Below are 21,265 nucleotides of genomic sequence, written 5' to 3' on the forward strand. Positions count from 1 at the left end.
AGGACAGGTGGTTTGACTTATGCAAAAAAAAACAGGCGCAGCGCTACTTTCGGCTGTTATTCCAGGACTGGGCCAGTTCTACAACCGACAATGGCTGAAAGGATTGGTATTCCTGCTGGTGGGGTCTGCCGGGATCTATTTTATCGCCCATGATCTAGCCGGTCATTTGCGCGGTTTGATCACACTTGGTGAATTCCCGAGCCGAATGGTCAAGGTAGGGAAGCTGACCCGGATGGTGGAGGGCGACCATTCCATTTTTATGATGATTGATGGCCTGATGGCTTTGCAGGCGCTGCTCTTTTACACAGCTTTTCATTTGCTGAACATCAGGGACGCCTTCTTGGTTGGAGCTGCGCAGGACCGGAAAGAGCCAATTCATTCATTCGGTGAATCGCTCAGATATATGGGCCGCAGAAATTTTGCCTATCTTGTGCTGGCGATTCCCTTTGTGGCCGTGGTTTTTCTGACGATATTGCCGCTTGTTTTTTCGGTGCTCCTGGCGTTTACGAACTATGCCGACCCGATTCTGCCGCCTGCGCATCTTGTAGAATGGGTGGGATTCGGAAATTTCAATAAAATGATTACTCTGGATGTTTGGAGTTCCACCTTCGGTGGAGTGCTGACTTGGACACTGATCTGGGCGGTCATTGCCACTGCGACGACTTACATTGGAGGTGTGCTCATCGCTGTGCTTATTCACCAGCCCCGTGTTCGGTGCAAAAAGCTTTGGCGCACGCTTCTGATCGTTCCCTTCGCCATTCCCAATATGATCTCTTTGCTCGTCATGCGCAATATGTTCAATAATCAGTTCGGACCGATCAATAGTTATTTAAGAGCCTTGGGACTCGAGGGTGTGGCGTGGCTGACTAATCCGTTTTGGGCTAAAGTCACGGTAATTCTGGCTAACATGTGGATCGGAATTCCAGTTACCATGATCCTAGCCTTTGGGGTGTTGACGACTATTCCAAGGGATATGTACGAAGCGGCCGAGGTGGACGGAGCCGGGTCATTCTTTAAATTCCGCATGATTACGCTGCCCATGGTGTTGTTCGCGACTTCTCCCATCCTGATCATGCAGTTTGCCGGCAACATTAACAGCTTTAACGTCATTTATCTAATGACCAACGGAGAACCAGTCAATCCCAATTACCAGTACGCGGGCCACACCGACTTGCTGGTTACCTGGCTCTATAAACTGGCGCTTAACCAGTCGCAGTACAGCTTTGCTTCTGTAATCGGGATTGTCATCTTCCTACTGGTCGCGACCTTCTCCATCTGGAGCTACCGCCGGACGCGATCCTACAAAGAGGAGGATATGATTGCATGAAGCTAAGACTGACGGAAGCGATAAAAACATTTGTAAGCCATTTTCTGCTGATTGTGCTCAGTTTCATCAGCCTGTTCCCGGCCTTCTGGATTATTATGTCTTCGTTCAAGACGGGAAATAGTCTGTTCAGTGACTCATTGATTCCTAAAGAATTTACATTTATTCACTACAAGGAACTGTTCGAGCAGACAAAATATCTGTTATGGTTCCTGAATACACTTAAAGTCGCGGCGTTGTCAACGCTGCTTGGCACCTTCCTGCTGCTGCTGACTTCGTATGCCATCTCCCGGTATCGATTCACGGGCAGAAAAACTACGCTTACCGCGCTGCTGGTTCTGCAGATGTTCCCAGGATTCATGGCCATGATTGCAGTTTACGTGCTGTTGAACACACTGGGGCTACTGAATTCCCATTGGGCGCTTGTGCTCGTATACAGTAGCGGTGCAATTATCACGAATGTTTTTGTGGCTAAAGGTTTTTTTGATACCATTCCTAAAAGTCTGGAAGATGCTGCACGAATGGATGGGGCGAGTCATATGAAAGTCTTTATCTCCATAATGATCCCACTGTCCAAGCCGATGCTCACCTATGCCAGTCTTATGATATTTAACGGTTGCTTTGTGGACTTCATATTTGCTGACCTTGTATTGCGTACGGAGGAGACTAGAACGCTCGCCGTCGGGCTTTTCCGGATGGTGAATCAAAGCAACTCGACAGAATTTACGTTGTTCGCCGCCGGAGCCGTGCTGGTCGCCCTTCCGGTCACGCTGCTGTTCATTTTCCTTCAGCGTTTCCTGGTGGACGGCCTGACGGCAGGTGCAAGCAAAGGCTAATACGGATAACGACCCCCTCTCGTAAGGTTGTTGCTTGTGATTGAACAGAACATGTGCTTGAAACCATAAAAACCGCTTCCTTTTCAGAAGAGCAAGGTTCTGAGAGGGGAGCTATTTTTCATCCGAAAATTACACTTATTGCTGGAGTCCTGTGTATCGTTTACCCGTTCTGCGGCAAAACAACTTCAGGATATTCCGGGCATACTTGGAAGAATTGTGGAGTATTGTGGTATCCAGCGGGAAAATACTTCGATCTACCAACGTTTCTTGTAGATATCAATCACTACAGAGCACTATAGTTTTCCTGATACAGCTGCTGTTTAACGCCCCATGAACTCTTCTACATACTGATCCGCCTTTGTCTGATTACAAAGGTTGCATGCGCAGACACAGTTCACAGGTGTGGTGTGGCCGCCCTTGGCACGCGGAAGCAGATGATCAATAGTATCACCGTATAAGCCGCAGAAATGACAGATATAACGATCCCGCGTCAAGATATAACTGCGAAAGTCCCTATTGCTGAACAGTCGGCGAATCGTGCGGCGGTTAACAACTACAGCAGCATGTTCCTTCACCAGAATGGCCGCGAGCTCCAGATCAATCTCCTGATGCCACCGCCGTCCCTTGTCGCTATGTCCCCGCATCAGAATCATGCCTTGAGCGGAGGGGACGAGCGCAGTGAAGTCCTGAGGATCAGGCTTCGGACCTCTCGGGTGAGCATAAGGACGACGCTGCTCTGCTCCTAGGCGCCGCGCGGTGCTGCTAACAGAAGTAAGCGATCGTTGCGGCTCCTGTGAGGATTGTACAGGGGGGGATGGTTCTCTTACCCCTTCCGATAGAGGCTGTAATTCAGGCAGCACCGGCACTGCTGTACCGCTGCGTGAACGCCTCGGTGAAGAACGCGGTTTAGGCTTGGCTGCAGGCGGTGCTTCAGGGATTAATGAGGACGGCACGGGCAACGTCTTTCGGGCCTCTACCTCCCGCTGTTTGCGGCAATCGCGGCAGGCACCGCGGCGGGACTGGCCCTTAGAACGTTTGCCGGTCCGGCGCCGAAATTCGGAAAGAGGCTTATCCTGAAGGCAATACGCACATATTTTGGATGAAAGCGGATGGGTATCGGTCATAAGCATGCTCGGATGGGCTGACGACTGCCCGCGTCCTGTTCACCTCGTTATTATTTATTGTTCGGGGATCAGCCCCGAAAGTTTGCATTCTTCTCTCAAGTATAACGCAAAGTTCAACTGTTCACACCCGAGCCCGAGAGTTCAAACGTCCTCTAATGTGATATGTGTCTCGGCGCTTGTGAGGGAAATATTGTAAATTTAGGTTATCTATCACGCTCCAAGGGTTAGGTATAAATGAAATGGGGGAATAGGAATGGGACGATCAACAAGCCCTGTCCACACCACGATACAACAAGAGTACAAAAGACCGGTTGCTGTCACATTATTGTATATTCTTCAAGCTTTTTTAGGTTTAGGTGCGATTGGAGGAGGGCTGGTGCTAATTATTGATCCTAGCGGAGAAATGATAGGTATGCCGGTTTCTATTCTAGAAAGATCCCCCTTCTCCAATTTTCTGCTGCCGGGTATTTTGCTGATGCTTGTATTTGGTTTACTACCTATGCTCGTGCTTTACGGATTGACCAAAAGACCGGAATGGAAATTTGCTGATAGGCTGAATCCATTCAAAGATTTGCATAGCTCATGGGCCTTATCCCTATACATCGGCTTCGGGCAGATTATTTGGATTATGGTAGAGACTTATATGGTTAATGCGGTAGAGGTTATTCACGTATTTTATATGAGTCTGGGGTTGCTTATTCAGGTAGTTACCCTTCTGCCTGTTGTTCAGAGATATTTTGTACTGGACGATGCTGCAGAAAGACGTTAAAATGTCAGTGAACAGAAAGGGCTTTCATTCTCTAAGGGCAGAGGTGTACCGGATTGACCACTATATACGACATTGCCAAAAAAACCGGTTACTCACCAACAACCGTATCTAAAGCTTTCAATAATTATTCGGATGTTAGGGAAAAGACCCGACTGGATATACTCAGAACGGCTCAGGAAATGGGATACGTGCCTAACGCACATGCCCGAACACTGACCACCAAGAAATCATGGACCATCGGAATCCTGTTCGTGGAAAGTACGGGAGTCGGTATTAGACATCCATTCTTTAGTGCAGTGATCGAGAGCTTCAAGCAGGTTGCTGTTGCCAAAGGCTATGACCTCATGTTTATCTCCAAGGACGTAGGAGGGAAGCAAAGCGGCTATCTGGAAAATTGTCGAACTCGTGGAGTCGATGGGGTTGTTGTCTTCTTGTCAGATTATACTGATCCTTATTTCCAAGAGCTGCTGAACAGTGATATCCCGACAGTTATTATGGATTTTGAGACCACTCAGTCCCATACGGTCTGCTCCGATAATTCAGCGGGTGCACTTCAGGCGATGGAATATCTGGTCTCGTTGGGTCATCGTAGAATTGCTCATATCTCGGGCGGTATGAATACTTTTCCGGGACGCAGGCGTCAATTGGGATATGAGAAGGCGCTGGATCAATGGGATTTGGAGCGCCAGGAATCATATATCGTGACCGGCGAATTCTACACGCTTGAGAGCGGTTATGAGGCGATGAAGCAGCTGTTGGAGCTCCCGGAACGACCGACGGCAGTCTTCGCATCAGGTGATTTACTTGCACTCGGAGCTATAATGGCAGTGAAAGACAGTGGCCTAACTGTCCCTGGCGACATCTCCGTCATGGGATATGACGATGTGGATTTGGCAAGGTATGTTTCGCCGGCTTTAACGACCGTTCGTCAAGATACAGCCCTGCTTGGAAGTCGAGCGGCGGAGGTTCTTTTTGATACTATTAATGGGTCTGAAAAAGGTCTTGAAGCATTAGTATTGCCTACACAAGTTATCGTGAGAGATTCATGTGCACCTCCAGCTGTAACGGGTCGCTAGAAGGATTAGTGCCACTTTGTGCGGAGGCGCATTTGCTTTTTACAAGAAGTGATTTTTTTTCGATTAAATCGAAACCGGTTTCGACTCTATTGAAATAAGGAGATGAGCGTAATGGCAAAGGTTCAAACGACTCTAACAGCAAAAAATACAGGGGATCGATTAAGTCCTGCACAAGGCATCGTCTTTACGGCAAAAGTTCAAGGGCAGCAAGCCGATATCGTGCTGCAGCCGGAGGTTGGTTACCAGAAGATGCTTGGATTCGGAGGGGCATTCACTGAATCCGCCGCTTATACGCTATCTCGGATGAGTCCAGAGAAGCGGAGTGAAATCATTCATCGTTATTTCCATCCGGTAGAAGGACTGGCTTACAGCATGGGTAGAGTACATATTCACAGCTGTGATTTCTCACTGGGCAACTTTACTTATGTGGAAGACAACGATAAGGAACTGGCGACCTTTGATATTTCCCATGATCATAAGTGGGTGCTGCCGTTAATCAAGGATGCCATGGAAGTGCGAGGCGGGGAATTCACGATGCTAGCTTCTCCATGGAGTCCGCCGGCCTGGATGAAGAGCAATGGAGAGATGAATAACGGAGGTACCTTATTACCTGAATATGCCGATTCATGGGCGCGTTATTATACCAAATTCATTGAGGCTTACGGTAAGGAAGGTGTACCGATCTGGGCGGTTTCTGTACAGAATGAACCGGCTGCAGTTCAGGTATGGGACTCTTGCGAGTACACGGCTGAACAAGAACGGGATTTTGTCAAAAACCATCTAGGCCCGGTGATGCATGAGGCAGGGTTAGACGCAGTCAACATCGTGATCTGGGATCATAACCGCGATATCATGGTCGAGCGTGCTTCCGTTGTTTTATCGGATCCCGAAGCGGCGAAGTATGTATGGGGAACGGGTATTCACTGGTACGGCGGAGAAGAGTTCGAGAAGGTCGGGCAGGTTCATGAATTGTTTCCTGATAAGCATTTGCTGTTCACGGAAGGCTGTCAGGAGGGCGGGGTCAAGCTGGGTGAGTGGTTCACCGGTGAACGCTACGGGCGGAATATGATCGGTGATTTAAATCAGTGGACGGAAGGCTATCTGGATTGGAATCTGGTGCTGGATGAGACGGGGGGACCGAATCACGTAGGCAATCTATGCGATGCCCCGATTATTGCGGATACGACTACAGATGAGATCCACTATAACAGCTCCTATTATTATATCGGCCATTTCAGCAAGTATATCGCACCTGGCGCGGTTCGCATCGGGCTGGACTCGCAGGCAAAGGGTGTATTGTCGACAGCCTTCCGGAACCCGGATGGAAGCCTTGCCCTTGTACTGATGAATGAAAGTGACGAGGCCTGTTCCGTCACCTTAGAGCTCAGCGGTGACATTGCTGAATCACATTTGCCGCCGCACTCTATCGTCACTCATGTAATTTCTGAATAATAAAAAGTTTGGGAGGATACTACTCATGACTAAATATTTTTTTGATGCCGGGAAATTCGTAATTGAGGGATTTGATGAAGGGAAGCCGTTTGCCAGCTTTCTGCCGGGTCTGGCCGGGCTAAAAGGCATTCCGATGTGGACCTTCTATGTGAATCGGGGACAGGGAATATGCAGCTTCGGCGTTAGGGATAAAAACTCTCCGATCATGGAGTTTTCTCCGGCGAACATTTCGTATAAAAACGTTGCGGCTACGGGTTTCCGCACCTTTATCAAACTCAAAGGAGAGCAGGAAGTTTATGAGCCTTTTCAATCCGCCCGGCCTGATGCGGCGGCGAAGCGGACTATGACTGTTCTTCCGAATGGATTAATCATCGAGGAAAGCCATGCCGGACACGGGCTGAAGACCCGTATCCATTACTTCAACCTGCCCAATGATGATTATGCGGCATTGGTACGGCGGGTAGAAATTGAGAATATCAGCGGGCGGGATATAGAGCTTGAGCTGCTAGACGGTCTTCCTGAAGTCCTGCCTTACGGGGTTGAGAACAGCAGCTATAAGGAGATTGGCAACCTGCTCCGCAGCTGGATGGATGTATACAATTTGGAGAACGGTATTCCGTTCTACAAGCTGCGTTCCAGTACGAACGATGATGCACAGATTAGCGAAATCACGAGCGGTCATTTCTATTTGTCCTTTACGTCAGAGGGAGAGAGAATTGCGCCGATTGTTGATTTCGAGGTTGTGTTCGGGTCGAATACCTCGCTTGCTTATCCCGACCGTTTTGCCGAAATGCCGCTCTCAGAGCTCGCGAAGCTGCCGCAATATCCAGTGAATAAGGTTCCCTGCGGCTTCAGCGGAGTGACACGTACTTTGTCCTCCGGCGGCAGTCTAATCCTTAACACACTCGTTGGGCACGTTAATGATATCGACAAAATCAATCAAAAATCCAACTTGTTATGTACAGAAGCTTATATAACTACCAAAGCGCAGGAGGCTGAGAATCTAACCGGGGAGCTGACGGCAGACATTGCCACACATACTTCGTCGCCATTGTTCGATGCCTATTGCCAGCAATCCTATTTGGACAATTTCCTGCGCGGCGGATATCCGTTTATTTTTGATAATGGAGCGGATGGTAATGTGGTACACCTATATTCGCGCAAACACGGGGATATGGAGCGGGACTATAACTTTTTCTCATTGGCACCGGAGTATTATTCGCAGGGAAACGGAAATTTCCGGGACATGAACCAAAACCGTCGCAATGATGTTTTCTTCAATCCAAAGGTAGGAAGCTTTAATATCAAAATGTTCTATAGTCTGATCCAGGCAGATGGTTATAATCCGCTGAGTGTGCAAGGGACGAGCTTTGAAGTGAAGGATGAGCATACAAACAAGCTGGAAACCTGGCTTAAAGAAGCTGCACCTGATCATCATAAGGAGCTGGTCAAGCTGTGCAGAGGGAAATTCACTCCGGGACGGCTGATCAATTACATTGCTGACCATAACCTTACGCTGACAGTGAGCGAGGACGAATTCCTGACGTTCATACTTTCTCTATCGCAGCAGAATATAGAAGCTTCTTTCGGTGAAGGCTTCTGGTCGGATCATTGGACGTATAATCTGGATCTGGTAGAGGGTTATCTGGATATTTTCCCAGACAAAAGGCAAGAACTGCTGTTTGGCGATGAGAGCTACGCTTTCTATGACAGTCCGGCGTATGTTCAGCCACGCAGTGAGAAATATGTGTTGAACGGAGATAAGGTCCGGCAGTATGGTGCTCTCTTGGAGGATGAGGAGAAGTTGCACAAGCTGCATCGAAAGGCAGGGGATACCCATTGGCTGCGAACGGACGGCGGACATGGCGATATCTACCGCAGCAATTTATTTGTGAAGATGTTTTCGCTTACTCTGAATAAGTTCGCTACCCTTGATCCATACGGACTGGGTGTAGAGATGGAGGGCAACAAACCGGGCTGGAATGACGCCATGAACGGATTGCCGGGACTGTTTGGTTCAGGGATGAGTGAGACGTTTGAACTGAAGCGAAACGTTGTCTTTTTGCTGGAATTGCTCGCAGATCGGAAGAATGCCGGGACGACCGTAGAATTGCCGGTGGAAATGTCCCAATTCCTGGAGAGTGTTAACCAATTGGTGATTTCCGTGCTGAATGGGGAGCTTACGCAATTCCGTTATTGGGATGCTGTTGCAACGGCGCGTGAGGTTTATCGTGAATCTATCCGTTTTGGCATTACCGGCCTGCAATCTATGGTTTCACTTGAGGATCTTAGAGGGGTTCTTACTAGATTTCTGATCAAAATCGAGGAAGGCATCAGCCAAGCGATAACGCTCGGCAACGGGCTTACGCCGACTTATTTCCGCTTTGAGGCTACGAGATTTCACCCGGTTACCAATGAAGAGGGGAATCCGGTAATCAGCGCTTACGGACTTCCAAAGGCTGTAGTAGAGGAATTCGAAGTCTTTGCACTACCGTATTTTCTGGAAGGACCGACACGCTGGCTGAAGACATTGAAAGACCGTGAACAGGCAAAGAATGTCTATGATTCTATCAAAAATACAGGGTTGTACGATTCCAAAACATCCATGTACCAGACCTCTGTCAGTCTTGACGCTGAATCCCATGAGATCGGACGCATGCGGGCCTTTACACCGGGCTGGCTGGAACGGGAATCGAACTTCCTTCATATGTCTTACAAGTATTTGCTGGAGCTGCTGAAGGCAGGGCTTTATGAAGAGTTCTACGGAGAACTCCAGACTTCGCTAGTACCGTTCCTTGATCCTGCTGTGTACGGGCGCAGCACTTTGGAGAATTCATCGTTTATTGCTACCGGAGGGAATCCGGATCCCGGTGTTCATGGCCGAGGGTTCGTGGCCAGACTTAGCGGTTCCACAGCTGAATTCCTCAGCATGTGGAGAGTCATGATGGCAGGTAAAAAGGTATTCTCGGTTATGAATGGAGAGCTTGCCTTAAGTTTGGCTCCAATATTGCCGGGTTGGCTGTTCGATGAGCGCGGAATTCTCTCATTTATTTTCCTGGGAAGCACTGAAGTGACCTATTACAATCCGCGGCGGGCAGATACCTTTGGCGAGAACGGAGCTGTAATAAAGAGTCTAATGCTCGTATACCAAGATGGAACTGTGGTCGAAGTTTCCAGTTCGTTGCTGTCAGGAGGACATGCGGAAGCCTTGCGCCGTGGGGAGATCAAAGCTATTAAAGTAGTACTGGAATAAGCGGAGTGGGGGTTATTTTACGAGGTCATACAGGCAATCCGAAAAATGGACCCCCTATTCCAAAATATGAAGCCTTACGACTGCAGGCGAAAGCAAATACAATAAGTATATAGATTGTAAGCGCTTTTAAAGGAGCTTAGAGAGAAGACAGCCTGGAGGTTTGGAAGATGAAAAACAATAGAACTGAAGGGGGAGCGATACCCCTGCAAATGGATCCAATGATACCGGAGGGTATGAAAAACAGCTTGAACCCCCGGCATAAACTCTGGAGGAGAATTGTAGCCCAGCGGCATTTACAAACCATGGCTCTTCTCGGTGTAGTGTGGATGTTTATATTCAACTACATTCCGATGTACGGCATCATTATTGCTTTTAAGGAATTCAACATCGTCAAGTCGATATCCGAGGCCCCCTGGGTAGGACTTACCCATTTTAGGGAGTTTCTAGCGGACGATAACTTTGGGAATGTCATGAGAAACACATTGGGAATAAGTTTAATCAAGTTGTTTATCGGATTTCCATTGCCGATCATATTCGCACTTTTTCTGAATGAGATTCGCTCCATCAGGTATAAGAAAGCCATTCAGACGATTTCCTACCTGCCGCATTTTCTCTCTTGGGTGGTGCTTGGAGGGATTCTCGCTACATGGCTGGCGGATGTGGGGATTGTCAACCATGTTTTGATGGCGCTAAATGTTATAGACCAACCGATTACGTATTTGGCTGAACCTAAGCATTTCTGGACCATTATCATCACCTCTGATATCTGGAAAGAGCTTGGCTGGTCAGCCATCATCTACCTGGCAGCGATTGCCGGCGTGTCTCCCGAGATGTATGAGGCGGCAACGATTGATGGAGCCGGAAGGTTCCAGAAGATGTGGTTTGTTACTCTTCCATCCATCAAATCAACGATCAGTATCCTGTTTATTCTCGCGGTCAGCGGAGTGTTGAACTCCAACTTTGACCAGATTCTGGTCCTGCGCAATTCGCTGAACGATAGCTCCAGTAACGTAATTGATTATTATGTGTACCAAACGGGCCTGCTATCGGGTCGTTACTCTTATTCTGCTGCTATCGGGCTGTTCAAATCAGTTATCGCTCTCATTTTGCTGCTGATTGCCAATCAAGTATCCAAAAAAATCAACGACACATCGTTGTTTTAGGCCAAGGAGGACCTGCACATGTTTGCTCTGAAGAGAAAAACGACGGGCGAAGTCATCTTTGATCTAGCCAATAATGTTTTCATGTTATGTATATGCTTCATTACCCTGTACCCTATCTGGTACGTGCTGATTAACTCTTTTAACGATGGCAAAGACGCTATGCTGGGTGGTATTTACTGGTGGCCCCGCATGTTCACCTTTAAGAATTTCGAAGCCGTATTCGCAAGCCCCGGCATTATGCAAGCCATGTGGATTACCGTGGCCAAGACATTAGTCGGCGTAGTTGCCCATGTATTCTTTACAGCCATGGTTGCTTATGCGCTTTCCCGTAAGGATCTGGTTGGAGGCAAGGTTTATATTCTGATGGGAACAGTAACTCTCTTTTTCGGGGGAGGGCTCATTCCGAGCTATCTGCTGATTCGGGATCTACATTTGCTGGAAAACTTTTGGGTCTATATTATTCCGGTATTGTTCAGCTTCTTCGATCTGATAATTCTTATGACCTTCTTCCGGGAAATTCCGGAAGGATTAGAGGAAGCGGCCCGGATTGACGGGGCTAATGACTGGTCTATCTTCCTACGAATTGTATTGCCGGTATCCATGCCTGTCCTCGCTACCATTGCGTTATTCCATGGTGTCTATCAATGGAATGATTATTTTACGGGGATGATTTACATCAACAATGAGAGCTTGCAGCCGATCCAGACGTATTTGTACCGGGTTGTGGCGCAGTCCAGTTCTAGCCAGATGATGGTTGCCGTTCAAGGCAGCGCCCTTACCAAGACGGTAACCTCACAATCGATTAAACTGGCTACCATGGTGGTCACCACACTCCCGATTGTGTTCGTATACCCGTTCCTGCAGCGTTATTTTGTTAAAGGAATGATGATTGGCTCCATCAAGGGTTGAGTGAAGAATGGAACATAAAGTTCCGGCACAACGGTAACTCCTCCAGTCGTTTACAGCGATCCTGGAGTTATAACTTATAATTATACATTCTCAGAAAAGGGGTAAAAAAGCATGGGAATAAAACGTAAGCCAAAGAAAATGGTGCTGATGTTGCTGGCATTAATTATGACACTTTCAACAGCAGCTTGTTCCAGCGGCAACGGTGACAAGAATAACGAGGGTAAGGCTAACAACGGGAAAACGACAAATACAGCTGCAACAACAGAACCTACAAAGGCTCCGCCATCTGCAGATGAGCCCGGATGGATGTCTGATACTTCACCGATCACTTTTGACTGGTATTTGAATTTCGCTTGGTTCCCTAATAAATGGGGTGTAGACCCAACCTCCCAATATATTACTAAGAAAACCGGTGTTGATATTAACTTCATCGTTCCTGCTGGTAACGAGAACGAGAAGCTGAACACCCTGATTGCTTCCGGCAAGCTGCCTGACTTCATCACGCTGGGCTGGTATGAAGATGCTGTGAAGAAAATGATCGAAGGCGACCTCGTGCTTCCGCTAAATAAATTAGCTGATGAGTATGATCCTTACTTCTTCAAAGTATCCGATCCTGACAAGCTTGGATGGTATACTCAAGAAGATGGCAATGTTTACGGCTATCCTAACGCTTCCTCTTCTCCAGCCGACTATGAGAAATATGGAGAAAAATATGTATCGAATCAAACCTTCGTTGTCCGCAAGGATATCTATGAAGCAATTGGCAGCCCGGACATGCGGACACCTGAAGGATTCTTGAACGCGCTGAAGGCAGCCAAAGAGAAGTTCCCTGATATCAATGGCCAACCGATGATCCCGCTGGGTCTGCATGAATTTACCGCAACCGGTAACGATTCGTTGGAACAATACATTCAGAACTTCCTTGCTATTCCAAGAGAAAAAGACGGAAAGTTGTATCAACGTGAGACAGACCCAGAATACATCAGCTGGATGAAGACACTTCGTCAAGCTAACCAGGACGGACTGCTTGCCAAGGATATCTTTATCGACAAACGTCCGCAAATGGAAGAAAAAATCGCCCAAGGCCGTTATTTCGCGATGCTGTATCAACGTTCCGACTTTGCAGCGCAGCTCGGTACACTGTATCAGCAAGACCCGAACAAGATTTATATCGCTGTGGATGGGCCTGCTAACACTAACCTGGATGCACCAACTCTGAACGGCCCTGCTATTTCCGGCTGGACAGTAACCCTTATCTCCAAAGACGTGAAGGATAAAGCGCGTGCTATCAAGTTCCTCAGCTACCTGAACAGTGAAGAGGGCAATAAAGACCTTTACTTAGGTGAAAAGGGCGTCAGCTATGATACTATTGATGGCAAAGACCAATTTAAACCTGAAGTATTCGATCTGATGAATAAAGACCGTTCTGCATTCGACAAGCAATACGGATCCTCCTTTACCTTCTGGATGCTGATGAATACAAATATCACAGATCAATGGACACCTAAAGCAGTTGAGCCTTTCAAACAGCTGGAAGACTGGACGAGAGGAAAAACACAAAGTATTTCTGAATTTGACCAGATTGATCCATTGGCCAACTCTCCTGAAGGTATTATCTTAGCCAAAACGAAAGAGCTGCGCAGCAAAGTGCTGCCTAAGGCGTTGATGGCTCCGTCCGATGCTGAATTCGACAAAATTTGGACAGAGTACCTCAACAAACAAAAGGAACTGGGCTTTGATAAGGTGCTAGCTTTCCAACAAACGAAATATGAAGAGAACAAGAAAAAACTTGGCATGTAAAATAGAATTGTTCAAAACGCCCGCTGACCGCGGGCTTTTGGGCGTTTAAAATAAATGGACGTACAACAGCGAGGTGAACATTACAGCGTGGAACCGGGTAAGCGGAGTGCAGCCTTATGGGATTCATTTACGTATTGGTGGGGGAGACGCTCATTGCAGAGCCGTTTGATTGCCGCCTATATTTTCATTATTTTGGGACCCTGCTTAATGGTGTCCTTTTATTCGTATAAGGCCATCAATAATACCTACGTCCGGGATGCGATCGACAAGAACAGCTATCTGCTGCAGATGGAGAAGCTGCATATCAATAATCAGATTGAAGCGATGGAACGGGCTGTACAAATGGCGTATGAGGATAAGGATGTGCAGGATTATCTGGAAAATACGGAAGAGCCGGATTTAGGAGAGCTGATTGACTTTAATACTTATGTATTTAGAAATATGACACGCATCCAATATAATAATCCGAGCATTGAACACTTGCGCTTATATTCGAACAGCAATGTCCATGAGATTTGGCCTATTATTTTCCGTGAGAGTCGGGTGGCTTCTGAACTGTGGTATCAGAAAGCGCTAAAACTGAAAGGGAGGTTGTCATGGTCTTTTCAGAACAGTGACCGTGATTTGATGGAGCGTTTCTTCGGGCAAACCCCGAAGATTGTGCCCAAGGTATCCCTGCTGCGTGAAATGAGTATTCCGGAGGATAACCATATTGGGATGGTACAAGTCGATATGCTGCTGGAGCGGTTTACACCGAAGACCTATACCACCGTTCAGGACAGTCAGTCCCAGATGTTCCTGCTTGATGAGGATATGCAGTTGTTTACACGTTCGGACCATTCCTTTCTGCCGGATAATAAGGAAATGTCTGCAGCGATCAAAAGTCGTCTTGAATCGTACAGAAAGACAGGCGACTGGGATATTAACTATACGGAGAACGGTAAATCATTTCTATTGATTAATACACCGCTGGAGCAGATTAATGCCTACCTGCTCAATGTAGTTTCCATGGACGGTGTCATGAAGGACATCTCACATACCCGCAACTTAATTATCGGAGCCAACATCGGCTTTATTATATTAGTGACCGCCATTGCTTACGTGCTTAATGCGTTTATTCTGAAGAACCTGCGGCGCTTAACCGAAACCATGAAAAAAGTGCGCAGAGGTGAATCATACGGCGGGATCACCATCCGGGGCGGCGGGGAAGTCGGTGAATTGGCGCATCATTTCTCGAAGCTGATGAATACAATTAATACTTTGGTGGCTCAAGCCGTACAGAAGCAGGCTTTATCGAAGGAAGCGGAGCTTCGTACCTTACACAATCAGATTGATGCACATTTTCTGTATAATACACTCGAAAATATTAAAATGCTGGCTGAAATCGAGAATCAGCGGACCATATCGGACGCTCTGACTTCGCTTGGGGGCATGATGCGCTACAATTTTAAATGGTCAGGCGAATATGTGAAGCTGCGGGATGAGATACGGCATATTGAGAATTACATTGAAGTGATGAATATCCGCTTTGAATATCCTGTTGTGCTGATTTTGAATATGGAGCCCCTATATTTAGAGCTGGAGGTGCTTAAGATGTCACTGCAGCCTATTGTCGAGAATAGCGTCAAACATGCCTGGTCCGGTGAGAAAGAAGGACTCGAGGACCGGGCCATTCATATCGATATCTCGGAAGCAGAGGGTGATATTTTCATCGCAGTTCGTGATAACGGTATCGGTCTTACACCTGAGCGCTTATCGGTTCTGAACGCGTCTGTTTACGCTAAGGAGGAGTCGAATCCAAGTCTACCTGGAGTGGGCATCAGTGACCGTAGAGCAGGCGGAATCGGATTAAGAAATGTACATCAGCGTCTGCAGCTGTTCTATGGCGAAGAGTATGGGCTCGAGTTGCAAAGTGAGGCCGGAAGCTGGACAACGGTGTTCATGACGTTACCGAAAGTTCTTTTGACAGGAGATAAACAACCATGAAGAGACTGATAATCGTAGATGATGAGAAGAATATCCGCCAAGGTCTGAGAGCGATGATAGAACGGGAATTCCCATCCGGCTATACGATCGAAACGGCTGGGAATGGCGCTGAGGCGCTGGAACTGTTTCAAAGGGAACGCGCAGATATTATAATTACGGATATTCGTATGCCGGTGATGGATGGAATGAAGCTTTTGGAACATTTATCTACAGGTAGCGGGGCTGGTGAAGGCCCGGCGGTGGTGATTTTGAGCGGGTATGATGACTTCGAATATGCCAAAAGTGCAATTAAGTACCGTGTCAAAGACTATCTGCTGAAGCCCATACGCCGTGATGAACTTTTTGATATTCTGGAGAGGATCGACAAGGAACTGAAAAATCAGGAGCAGTCAGAGCTTAAATTGGAGCAAGAAGCCGAAAAATTCCGCAAGGAGCTGCGTTCCACCCGCTTACGGGCACTGTTAATGCAAAAAGATGTACAGTTGGAACGTGAAGAGCAGGAAGCTCTGAAAGATCTGGCCTTTCCTTTTACATTAGGTGTACTGAATTATTATTATAGCGACGGTTCACGGATGAAACCTGAAGAAGTAGAGGGACTGATCGAACGGTTGAACGGCCCTCTGAAGAGTATGTTTATGGAGACTTTGACGGATTGGGACGGGAAGTTAGTACTGATTGGGCGTCATAAGCAGAGCTTTGAGGAACTTTCCAAGCAGGCGGAAGCCAGGGAACTTAGAGGTCTGTTAATTGGAATTAGCAGTGAATGTCAGTCGTTTGATGATATACGATCCTGCTATTTGGAAGCCTGCCGGGCTATGCAGTACACATTTTTGTATCCTCAATCCAACTATATAGACTTCGAAGAGGTTAGAGAGGGACGACTCAGCTTCCCTGCACCGGAGGAAGAACTCCGTAAGCTGCTTAATATGTTGGGAACCGAGCGGGAGAAGGAAATGAAGAGCCTGCTTGCTGTTATTTTTCAGACGGAGCATCTTAAGCTGTTGGACTTGTCCTATCTGGAGACCGTGGGCCGCAAAATAAATGAACGGGTGTTAGATGAGGTATTTCGGGTACATGGGGAGGCCTCTGTGGAAGTGCTGAAGCTGTACCGTACGGTCGGTAATATGTATAACTACCGCCATTTTCACGACTATTATCGGGCGTTGGAGCACCTGCTCATCGACTTGAATGAATATATTATGGGAGTTAGGTCCGCGCACACCGAGCATGCCGATATGAAGGAAGCGCTGGCCTATATAGAAGCCAACTATTTCCGCCCGCTGAATATGGCTATGGTAAGTAATCATGTATCCCTGAACTATTCCTATTTCAGCGAAGCCTTCAAGGCCTACACCGGCGAGAGCTTTGTCTTATATTTGAAAAAAGTACGCATCCACCATGCCAAAAGATTGTTGGCTGGAAGCCGCTGCAAGCTTGCCGGAGTGTCGGAAGCCGTTGGCTTTGAGAGCGGCAAGCAATTCGCGCGTGTCTTCAAGGAACTGGAGGGTATTTCTCCCGGTGAATATAGAGCGAAGTCACTGATGGAAGGGTATTTCGCCCGGGATGATCAGGAGCTGTAGCTTAGGTAAAAGTATTTTGAATTAGAGGAAACAGTGCTCCTGAGGCCGAATGAAGTGTAAAAGTACATTTGAATTCGAGGAAATGGGCTCATGTGGCGGAATGAAGTGTATAAGTACATTTGAATTTGAGGAAATGCGCTCATGTGGCGGAATGAAGTGTATAAGTACATTTGAATTTGAGGAAATGCGCTCATGTGGCGGAATGAAGTGTATAAGTACATTTGAAGTCGAGGAAATGGGCTCATGTGGCGAAATGAAGTGTAAAAGTACATTTGGATTCGAGGAGAGGGGCTCATTTGGCGGAATGAAGTGTAAAAGTACATTTGAAGTCGAGGAAATGGGCTCATGTGGCGAAATGAAGTGTAAAAGTACATTTGGATTCGAGGAAATGCGCTCATGTGGCGGAATGAAGTGTAAAAGTACATTTGAATTCGAGGAAATGGGCTCATGTGGCGGAATGAAGTGTAAAAGTACATTTGAATTCGAGGAAATGGGCTCATGTGGCGGAATGAAGTGTATAAGTACATTTGAATTCGAGGAAATGGGCTCATGTGGCGGAATGTAGAGTAAAATGTCCCAGGAATGAAAGGGACTAAGTACATGAGAGGTAACCCAAATCAAACGGAACCATAAGGAGAGGGACCATTAATGAGTGTAACAACCGTTTATTTGACTCGTCATGGACAAACGGAATGGAACGTACAGCATCGTATGCAGGGGCATATGGATTCGGCGCTTACACCGCTTGGTTTGCAGCAGGCGGAGTGGCTGAATCGGGGGATGCAGGCGGTGAGTCTAGATGCCGTCTATTCAAGCCCCAGTCCTCGTGCGCTAAGGACGGCAGAGATTATACTCGGGGAGCGCAGAGTTCCTTTGAAGACAGCTGATGAATTTAAGGAGATTTGTATGGGAGCTTGGGAGGGTTGCGTGTCTTCGGAGCTCGAGTCTGAGTACACAGAGCAATACCGATATTTCTGGGAGGATCCTGACAAATTCAGTGTAGAGGGTAGTGAAACATTCGCAGAGGTCCAATCACGGGCCTTGAGTAAACTGAAGGAAGTTATCTCTAAGCATGAAGGCCAATCCGTTCTAATTGTTACTCATACGGTAGTCATTAAGGTGTTGATGGCCTATTTTGAGGGAAGAGCCATGAATAAGGTTTGGGATCTGCCTTATATTCATCCTACCTGTTTGTCCAGAATTGATTTTAAGGACGGGAAAGCGGAAATCCTGCTTCACGGGGATATAAGCCATTACGAAAAGAATCCAGGCGAGATACAATCCTAGAATTTATTATAGTTAAAAGCTTTAACGTGGATTTGGCATCCACTAAAAAAGGCGGTTCCGGGGCGTTTTTTCTGCCCCCGGGAACCGCTTTTTTCTCATGAATATGGCTGTTACAGCCGCCCCTTAGGGAGTTCCAGTCTGTCCTTGCCGTCCATATATTTACGCAGCGCAGGCGGAATGTAAATCGAGCCGTCCTCGAGCTGATGATTCTCCAGCAGTGGGATGAGGATTCTTGGTGTTGCAACTGCCGTGTTATTTAATGTATGACAATATTGCAGCCGCCCATCAGGGCCGCGGTAGCGGATATTTGAACGGCGGGCCTGAAAATCGAGCAGGTTCGAAGCCGAATGTGTCTCCCCGTAGGCATCGCGGCTAGGCATCCAAGTCTCTATGTCGTATTGCTTATGTGTCTTCTGTGACATGTCTCCGGTACAGACCGCCATTACACGGTAGGGTAACTCCAACAGCTCCAAAATGTACTCCGCATTAGCGGTTATTTCCTGCAGTATATTCTCCGAAGTGGCGGCATCATTCTCGCACATGACGACCTGCTCGATCTTTGAGAACTGATGCACTCGGTACAATCCGCGTACATCGCGGCCCGCTGATCCTACCTCACGGCGGAAGCAGGCCGACATCCCGGCCAACCGGAGGGGTGAATCCATCTCTATAATTTCATCGCTATATAGTGAAACCAACGATACCTCCGAGGTTCCGGCGAGCCAGCGGTTCTCCCCGTTCAGTTCATACGTCTGCTCTACTCCTGTCGGGAAGAACCCGGTACGCTCCAGCGCCTCCGGTCTAACGATTACCGGTACATCCATCACCGTAAAGCCGCGCTCAGCTAACACATCCAAGGCAAGCCGTTGTACCGCAAGATGCAGGTAGAGGCCTGCTCCCTTAAGGACATAGCTTCGGGGGCCGCCTGCTTTGACACCGCGTGGAATATCGATCATATCATGCAATTCTCCAAGCTCTACATGATCTCGCGGTGTATACGTGAATTCAGGCAGAACGCCTACCTGACGGATCATAACATTCTGGCTGTCATCCCGCCCTATCGGTGTATCGTCCGATACCGGGTTGGGTACCTTTAACAGCAGCTCCCGGCAGTTTCGGTCCGCTTCGATAAGCTCTGCATCAAGCCCAGTCAGACTGTTGTTTATTTCCCGTACTTGTTCTTTGAGGTTCTCACTGCCTGCTGTATCCTTCTGCTTTATAAGCCGCTCTACATCTTTGGTCAGTTCATTACGCAGCGCCCGCTGCGCTTCCGTTGTCTGCCGCAAAGCCCGCCGTTTGTTATCCCATTCCAATAGATCATCCAAAGGCAGCTCAATTCTTTTCCACTCTGCAGTCTTTCTAACCAGCTCCGCATTTTCTCTAATCCAGTTCATGTCCAGCATACCGTTCGCCCCTTTTGTCAGAAGATGAAACAGCTGCGCTGTTCTATTGGAACTTGCGCCCGTTTCTCTAAAAAAATACAAAAAACGCCCTCATCCATGGGACGAGGAGCGTTAGCTCGCGGTGCCACCCAGGTTGAACGAATCCCTGTCTTACAGGTGATCCGAACCTCTTTGGTTATCGCTGTAACGGGCGAATCCCGGTGAACTTAGAGAGCCAAACACTTGTGCTCCGGTCGCAGACGCCTCACGGTTGGATGCCGCTCATTGGCCTGATTAAATGTATTATTGCCGATTAGTATATCGCAGTATAACAGCCGATGCAAGGAGTTTGACAAACATGTGTCTTTTTTGCTACGATCATCATTAACTAATCTATAGTATTCTTGTCGGAATTGATGGTACAGCCCATAAAAGTGATAGAAGAGGTGGAAGCAGTGGCCAAAATTGTAGTTATCAACGGAACACCCTCCATGGTATCCCGTATCAACTCTGTGATTGAGTATGCGGAGGCCAACTTAAGGGACAACGGTTTTGAGGTCGATCGGATTAATGTAGTGGAGCTGCCAGCGGAAGACTTAATTCATACCAAATTTGAAAGTGAACACATTGTTAAAGCTAACGGGCTAGTAGCGGAAGCGGACGGTGTTATTGTTGTAAGCCCGGTGTATAAGGCGTCCTATACGGGTGTACTCAAGACCTTCTTAGACCTTGTTCCGCAAAAAGGATTGGCCGGCAAAATCGTACTCCCACTATTCATGGGTGGCAGTCTTGCGCATCTGCTCTCGATTGATTATGCCTTGAAGCCGGTGTTGTCCGTGCTTGGCGCACGATATATTCTGGGCGGTGTATATGCAGTGGACTCTCAGGCTGTCCGTAATGATCTCGGAGAGGTAGAGCTTGCAGATGAGCTTAAGCTGCGCCTAACAGAGGCGCTTCAGGAGTTGACCGAGGAAATAAAGCATAGAGCTTTGAGATAAAAGCTGGGGTTTTAGCCCCTACAGAAATCTAAGCATCTACAGAAGTCTAAAGGAAATAGCAAAAAGCTCCTTCTACCTGATCTCAGGCAGGAAGGGGCTTTTAAGGTTATGTGAGCATGAATGTAATTTTTTGTGTATGGTGTGTATGGTGTGTACGGTGTGTATGGTGTGTACGGTGAGTATGGTGAACGCGTTGAGCTAGGCTGCGGCTCTGATCTCTTTTAGTTGCAGTTTGTGCACTAGACATGCATAGAACCTTACACGAAATCGAAAAACTAAAAAAGTAATAATTTTACAGTTGTGTTTTTTGGATAAAGTGAAAAAAA

16 protein-coding genes are annotated in these 21,265 nt (G+C 47.5%); 14 read left to right on the forward strand and 2 right to left on the reverse strand.

Annotated features, from left to right (window positions below):
• The first annotated feature begins 19 nt into the window (after positions 1 to 19).
• The gene (locus J2T20_RS22330) at positions 20 to 1,327 is read left to right on the forward strand and encodes a sugar ABC transporter permease (protein WP_307591702.1); all 1,308 of its coding nucleotides are present in this window, start codon (positions 20 to 22) and stop codon (positions 1,325 to 1,327) included.
• Positions 1,324 to 2,160, forward strand: a complete 837-nt coding sequence (locus tag J2T20_RS22335) for a sugar ABC transporter permease (RefSeq protein WP_307591703.1) — start codon at positions 1,324 to 1,326, stop codon at positions 2,158 to 2,160. Before J2T20_RS22330 ends, J2T20_RS22335 begins: the two co-directional genes overlap by 4 nt.
• Positions 2,161 to 2,480: 320 nt before the next feature.
• On the opposite strand, the gene J2T20_RS22340 is transcribed toward J2T20_RS22335, so the two are convergent.
• A complete protein-coding gene (locus tag J2T20_RS22340; RefSeq protein WP_307591704.1) occupies positions 2,481 to 3,284 on the reverse strand; it encodes an HNH endonuclease in 804 nt (267 codons plus the stop codon).
• 253 nt (positions 3,285 to 3,537) lie between these two features.
• Here J2T20_RS22340 and J2T20_RS22345 point away from each other — a divergent pair, with 253 nt between their 5' ends.
• The 11 genes from J2T20_RS22345 (at position 3,538) to J2T20_RS22395 (ending at position 18,559) form a co-directional block, all read left to right on the forward strand.
• Positions 3,538 to 4,053 (forward strand): hypothetical protein, encoded by a 516-nt coding sequence (locus J2T20_RS22345; protein ID WP_307591706.1) that lies wholly within the window; start codon positions 3,538 to 3,540, stop codon positions 4,051 to 4,053.
• A 53-nt stretch (positions 4,054 to 4,106) separates the two neighbouring features.
• Positions 4,107 to 5,129, forward strand: a complete 1,023-nt coding sequence (locus J2T20_RS22350; RefSeq protein ID WP_307591708.1) for a LacI family DNA-binding transcriptional regulator — start codon at positions 4,107 to 4,109, stop codon at positions 5,127 to 5,129.
• Between the two features lie 111 nt (positions 5,130 to 5,240).
• Complete coding sequence (locus J2T20_RS22355) at positions 5,241 to 6,581, forward strand: glycoside hydrolase family 30 protein (protein WP_307591710.1); 1,341 nt, start codon at positions 5,241 to 5,243, stop codon at positions 6,579 to 6,581.
• 25 nt (positions 6,582 to 6,606) lie between these two features.
• Positions 6,607 to 9,834 (forward strand): cellobiose phosphorylase, encoded by a 3,228-nt coding sequence (locus tag J2T20_RS22360; RefSeq protein ID WP_307591712.1) that lies wholly within the window; start codon positions 6,607 to 6,609, stop codon positions 9,832 to 9,834.
• Positions 9,835 to 10,067: 233 nt separating this feature from the next.
• Complete coding sequence (locus tag J2T20_RS22365; RefSeq protein ID WP_373457844.1) at positions 10,068 to 10,997, forward strand: ABC transporter permease; 930 nt, start codon at positions 10,068 to 10,070, stop codon at positions 10,995 to 10,997.
• 18 nt (positions 10,998 to 11,015) lie between these two features.
• Positions 11,016 to 11,906: a carbohydrate ABC transporter permease gene (locus J2T20_RS22370; RefSeq protein WP_307591714.1), complete on the forward strand. Its 891-nt coding sequence runs from the start codon at positions 11,016 to 11,018 to the stop codon at positions 11,904 to 11,906.
• Positions 11,907 to 12,017: 111 nt separating this feature from the next.
• The gene (locus J2T20_RS22375; RefSeq protein ID WP_307591716.1) at positions 12,018 to 13,706 is read left to right on the forward strand and encodes an extracellular solute-binding protein; all 1,689 of its coding nucleotides are present in this window, start codon (positions 12,018 to 12,020) and stop codon (positions 13,704 to 13,706) included.
• 54 nt (positions 13,707 to 13,760) lie between these two features.
• On the forward strand, positions 13,761 to 15,692 hold the full coding sequence (locus tag J2T20_RS22380) for a cache domain-containing sensor histidine kinase (protein WP_307591718.1): 1,932 nt from the start codon (positions 13,761 to 13,763) through the stop codon (positions 15,690 to 15,692).
• Positions 15,689 to 17,272, forward strand: a complete 1,584-nt coding sequence (locus J2T20_RS22385; RefSeq protein WP_307591719.1) for a response regulator — start codon at positions 15,689 to 15,691, stop codon at positions 17,270 to 17,272. Before J2T20_RS22380 ends, J2T20_RS22385 begins: the two co-directional genes overlap by 4 nt.
• Before the next feature lie 49 nt (positions 17,273 to 17,321).
• Positions 17,322 to 17,837 carry a hypothetical protein gene (locus J2T20_RS22390; protein WP_307591721.1) on the forward strand — a complete coding sequence of 172 codons (516 nt, stop codon included), beginning with the start codon at positions 17,322 to 17,324 and terminating at the stop codon, positions 17,835 to 17,837.
• An 83-nt stretch (positions 17,838 to 17,920) separates the two neighbouring features.
• Positions 17,921 to 18,559 carry a histidine phosphatase family protein gene (locus J2T20_RS22395; RefSeq protein WP_307591722.1) on the forward strand — a complete coding sequence of 213 codons (639 nt, stop codon included), beginning with the start codon at positions 17,921 to 17,923 and terminating at the stop codon, positions 18,557 to 18,559.
• A 110-nt stretch (positions 18,560 to 18,669) separates the two neighbouring features.
• Here J2T20_RS22395 and serS read toward each other — a convergent pair whose 3' ends face one another.
• Complete coding sequence (serS, locus tag J2T20_RS22400; RefSeq protein ID WP_307591728.1) at positions 18,670 to 19,962, reverse strand: serine--tRNA ligase; 1,293 nt, start codon at positions 19,960 to 19,962, stop codon at positions 18,670 to 18,672.
• Between the two features lie 434 nt (positions 19,963 to 20,396).
• Here serS and ssuE point away from each other — a divergent pair, with 434 nt between their 5' ends.
• Complete coding sequence (ssuE, locus tag J2T20_RS22405; protein WP_307591724.1) at positions 20,397 to 20,939, forward strand: NADPH-dependent FMN reductase; 543 nt, start codon at positions 20,397 to 20,399, stop codon at positions 20,937 to 20,939.
• Positions 20,940 to 21,265 lie beyond the last annotated feature (326 nt).

It is taken from the genome of Paenibacillus wynnii, from assembly GCF_030812855.1.
In the GTDB taxonomy this organism is placed as follows: Bacteria; Bacillota; Bacilli; order Paenibacillales; family Paenibacillaceae; genus Paenibacillus_AQ; species Paenibacillus_AQ wynnii_A.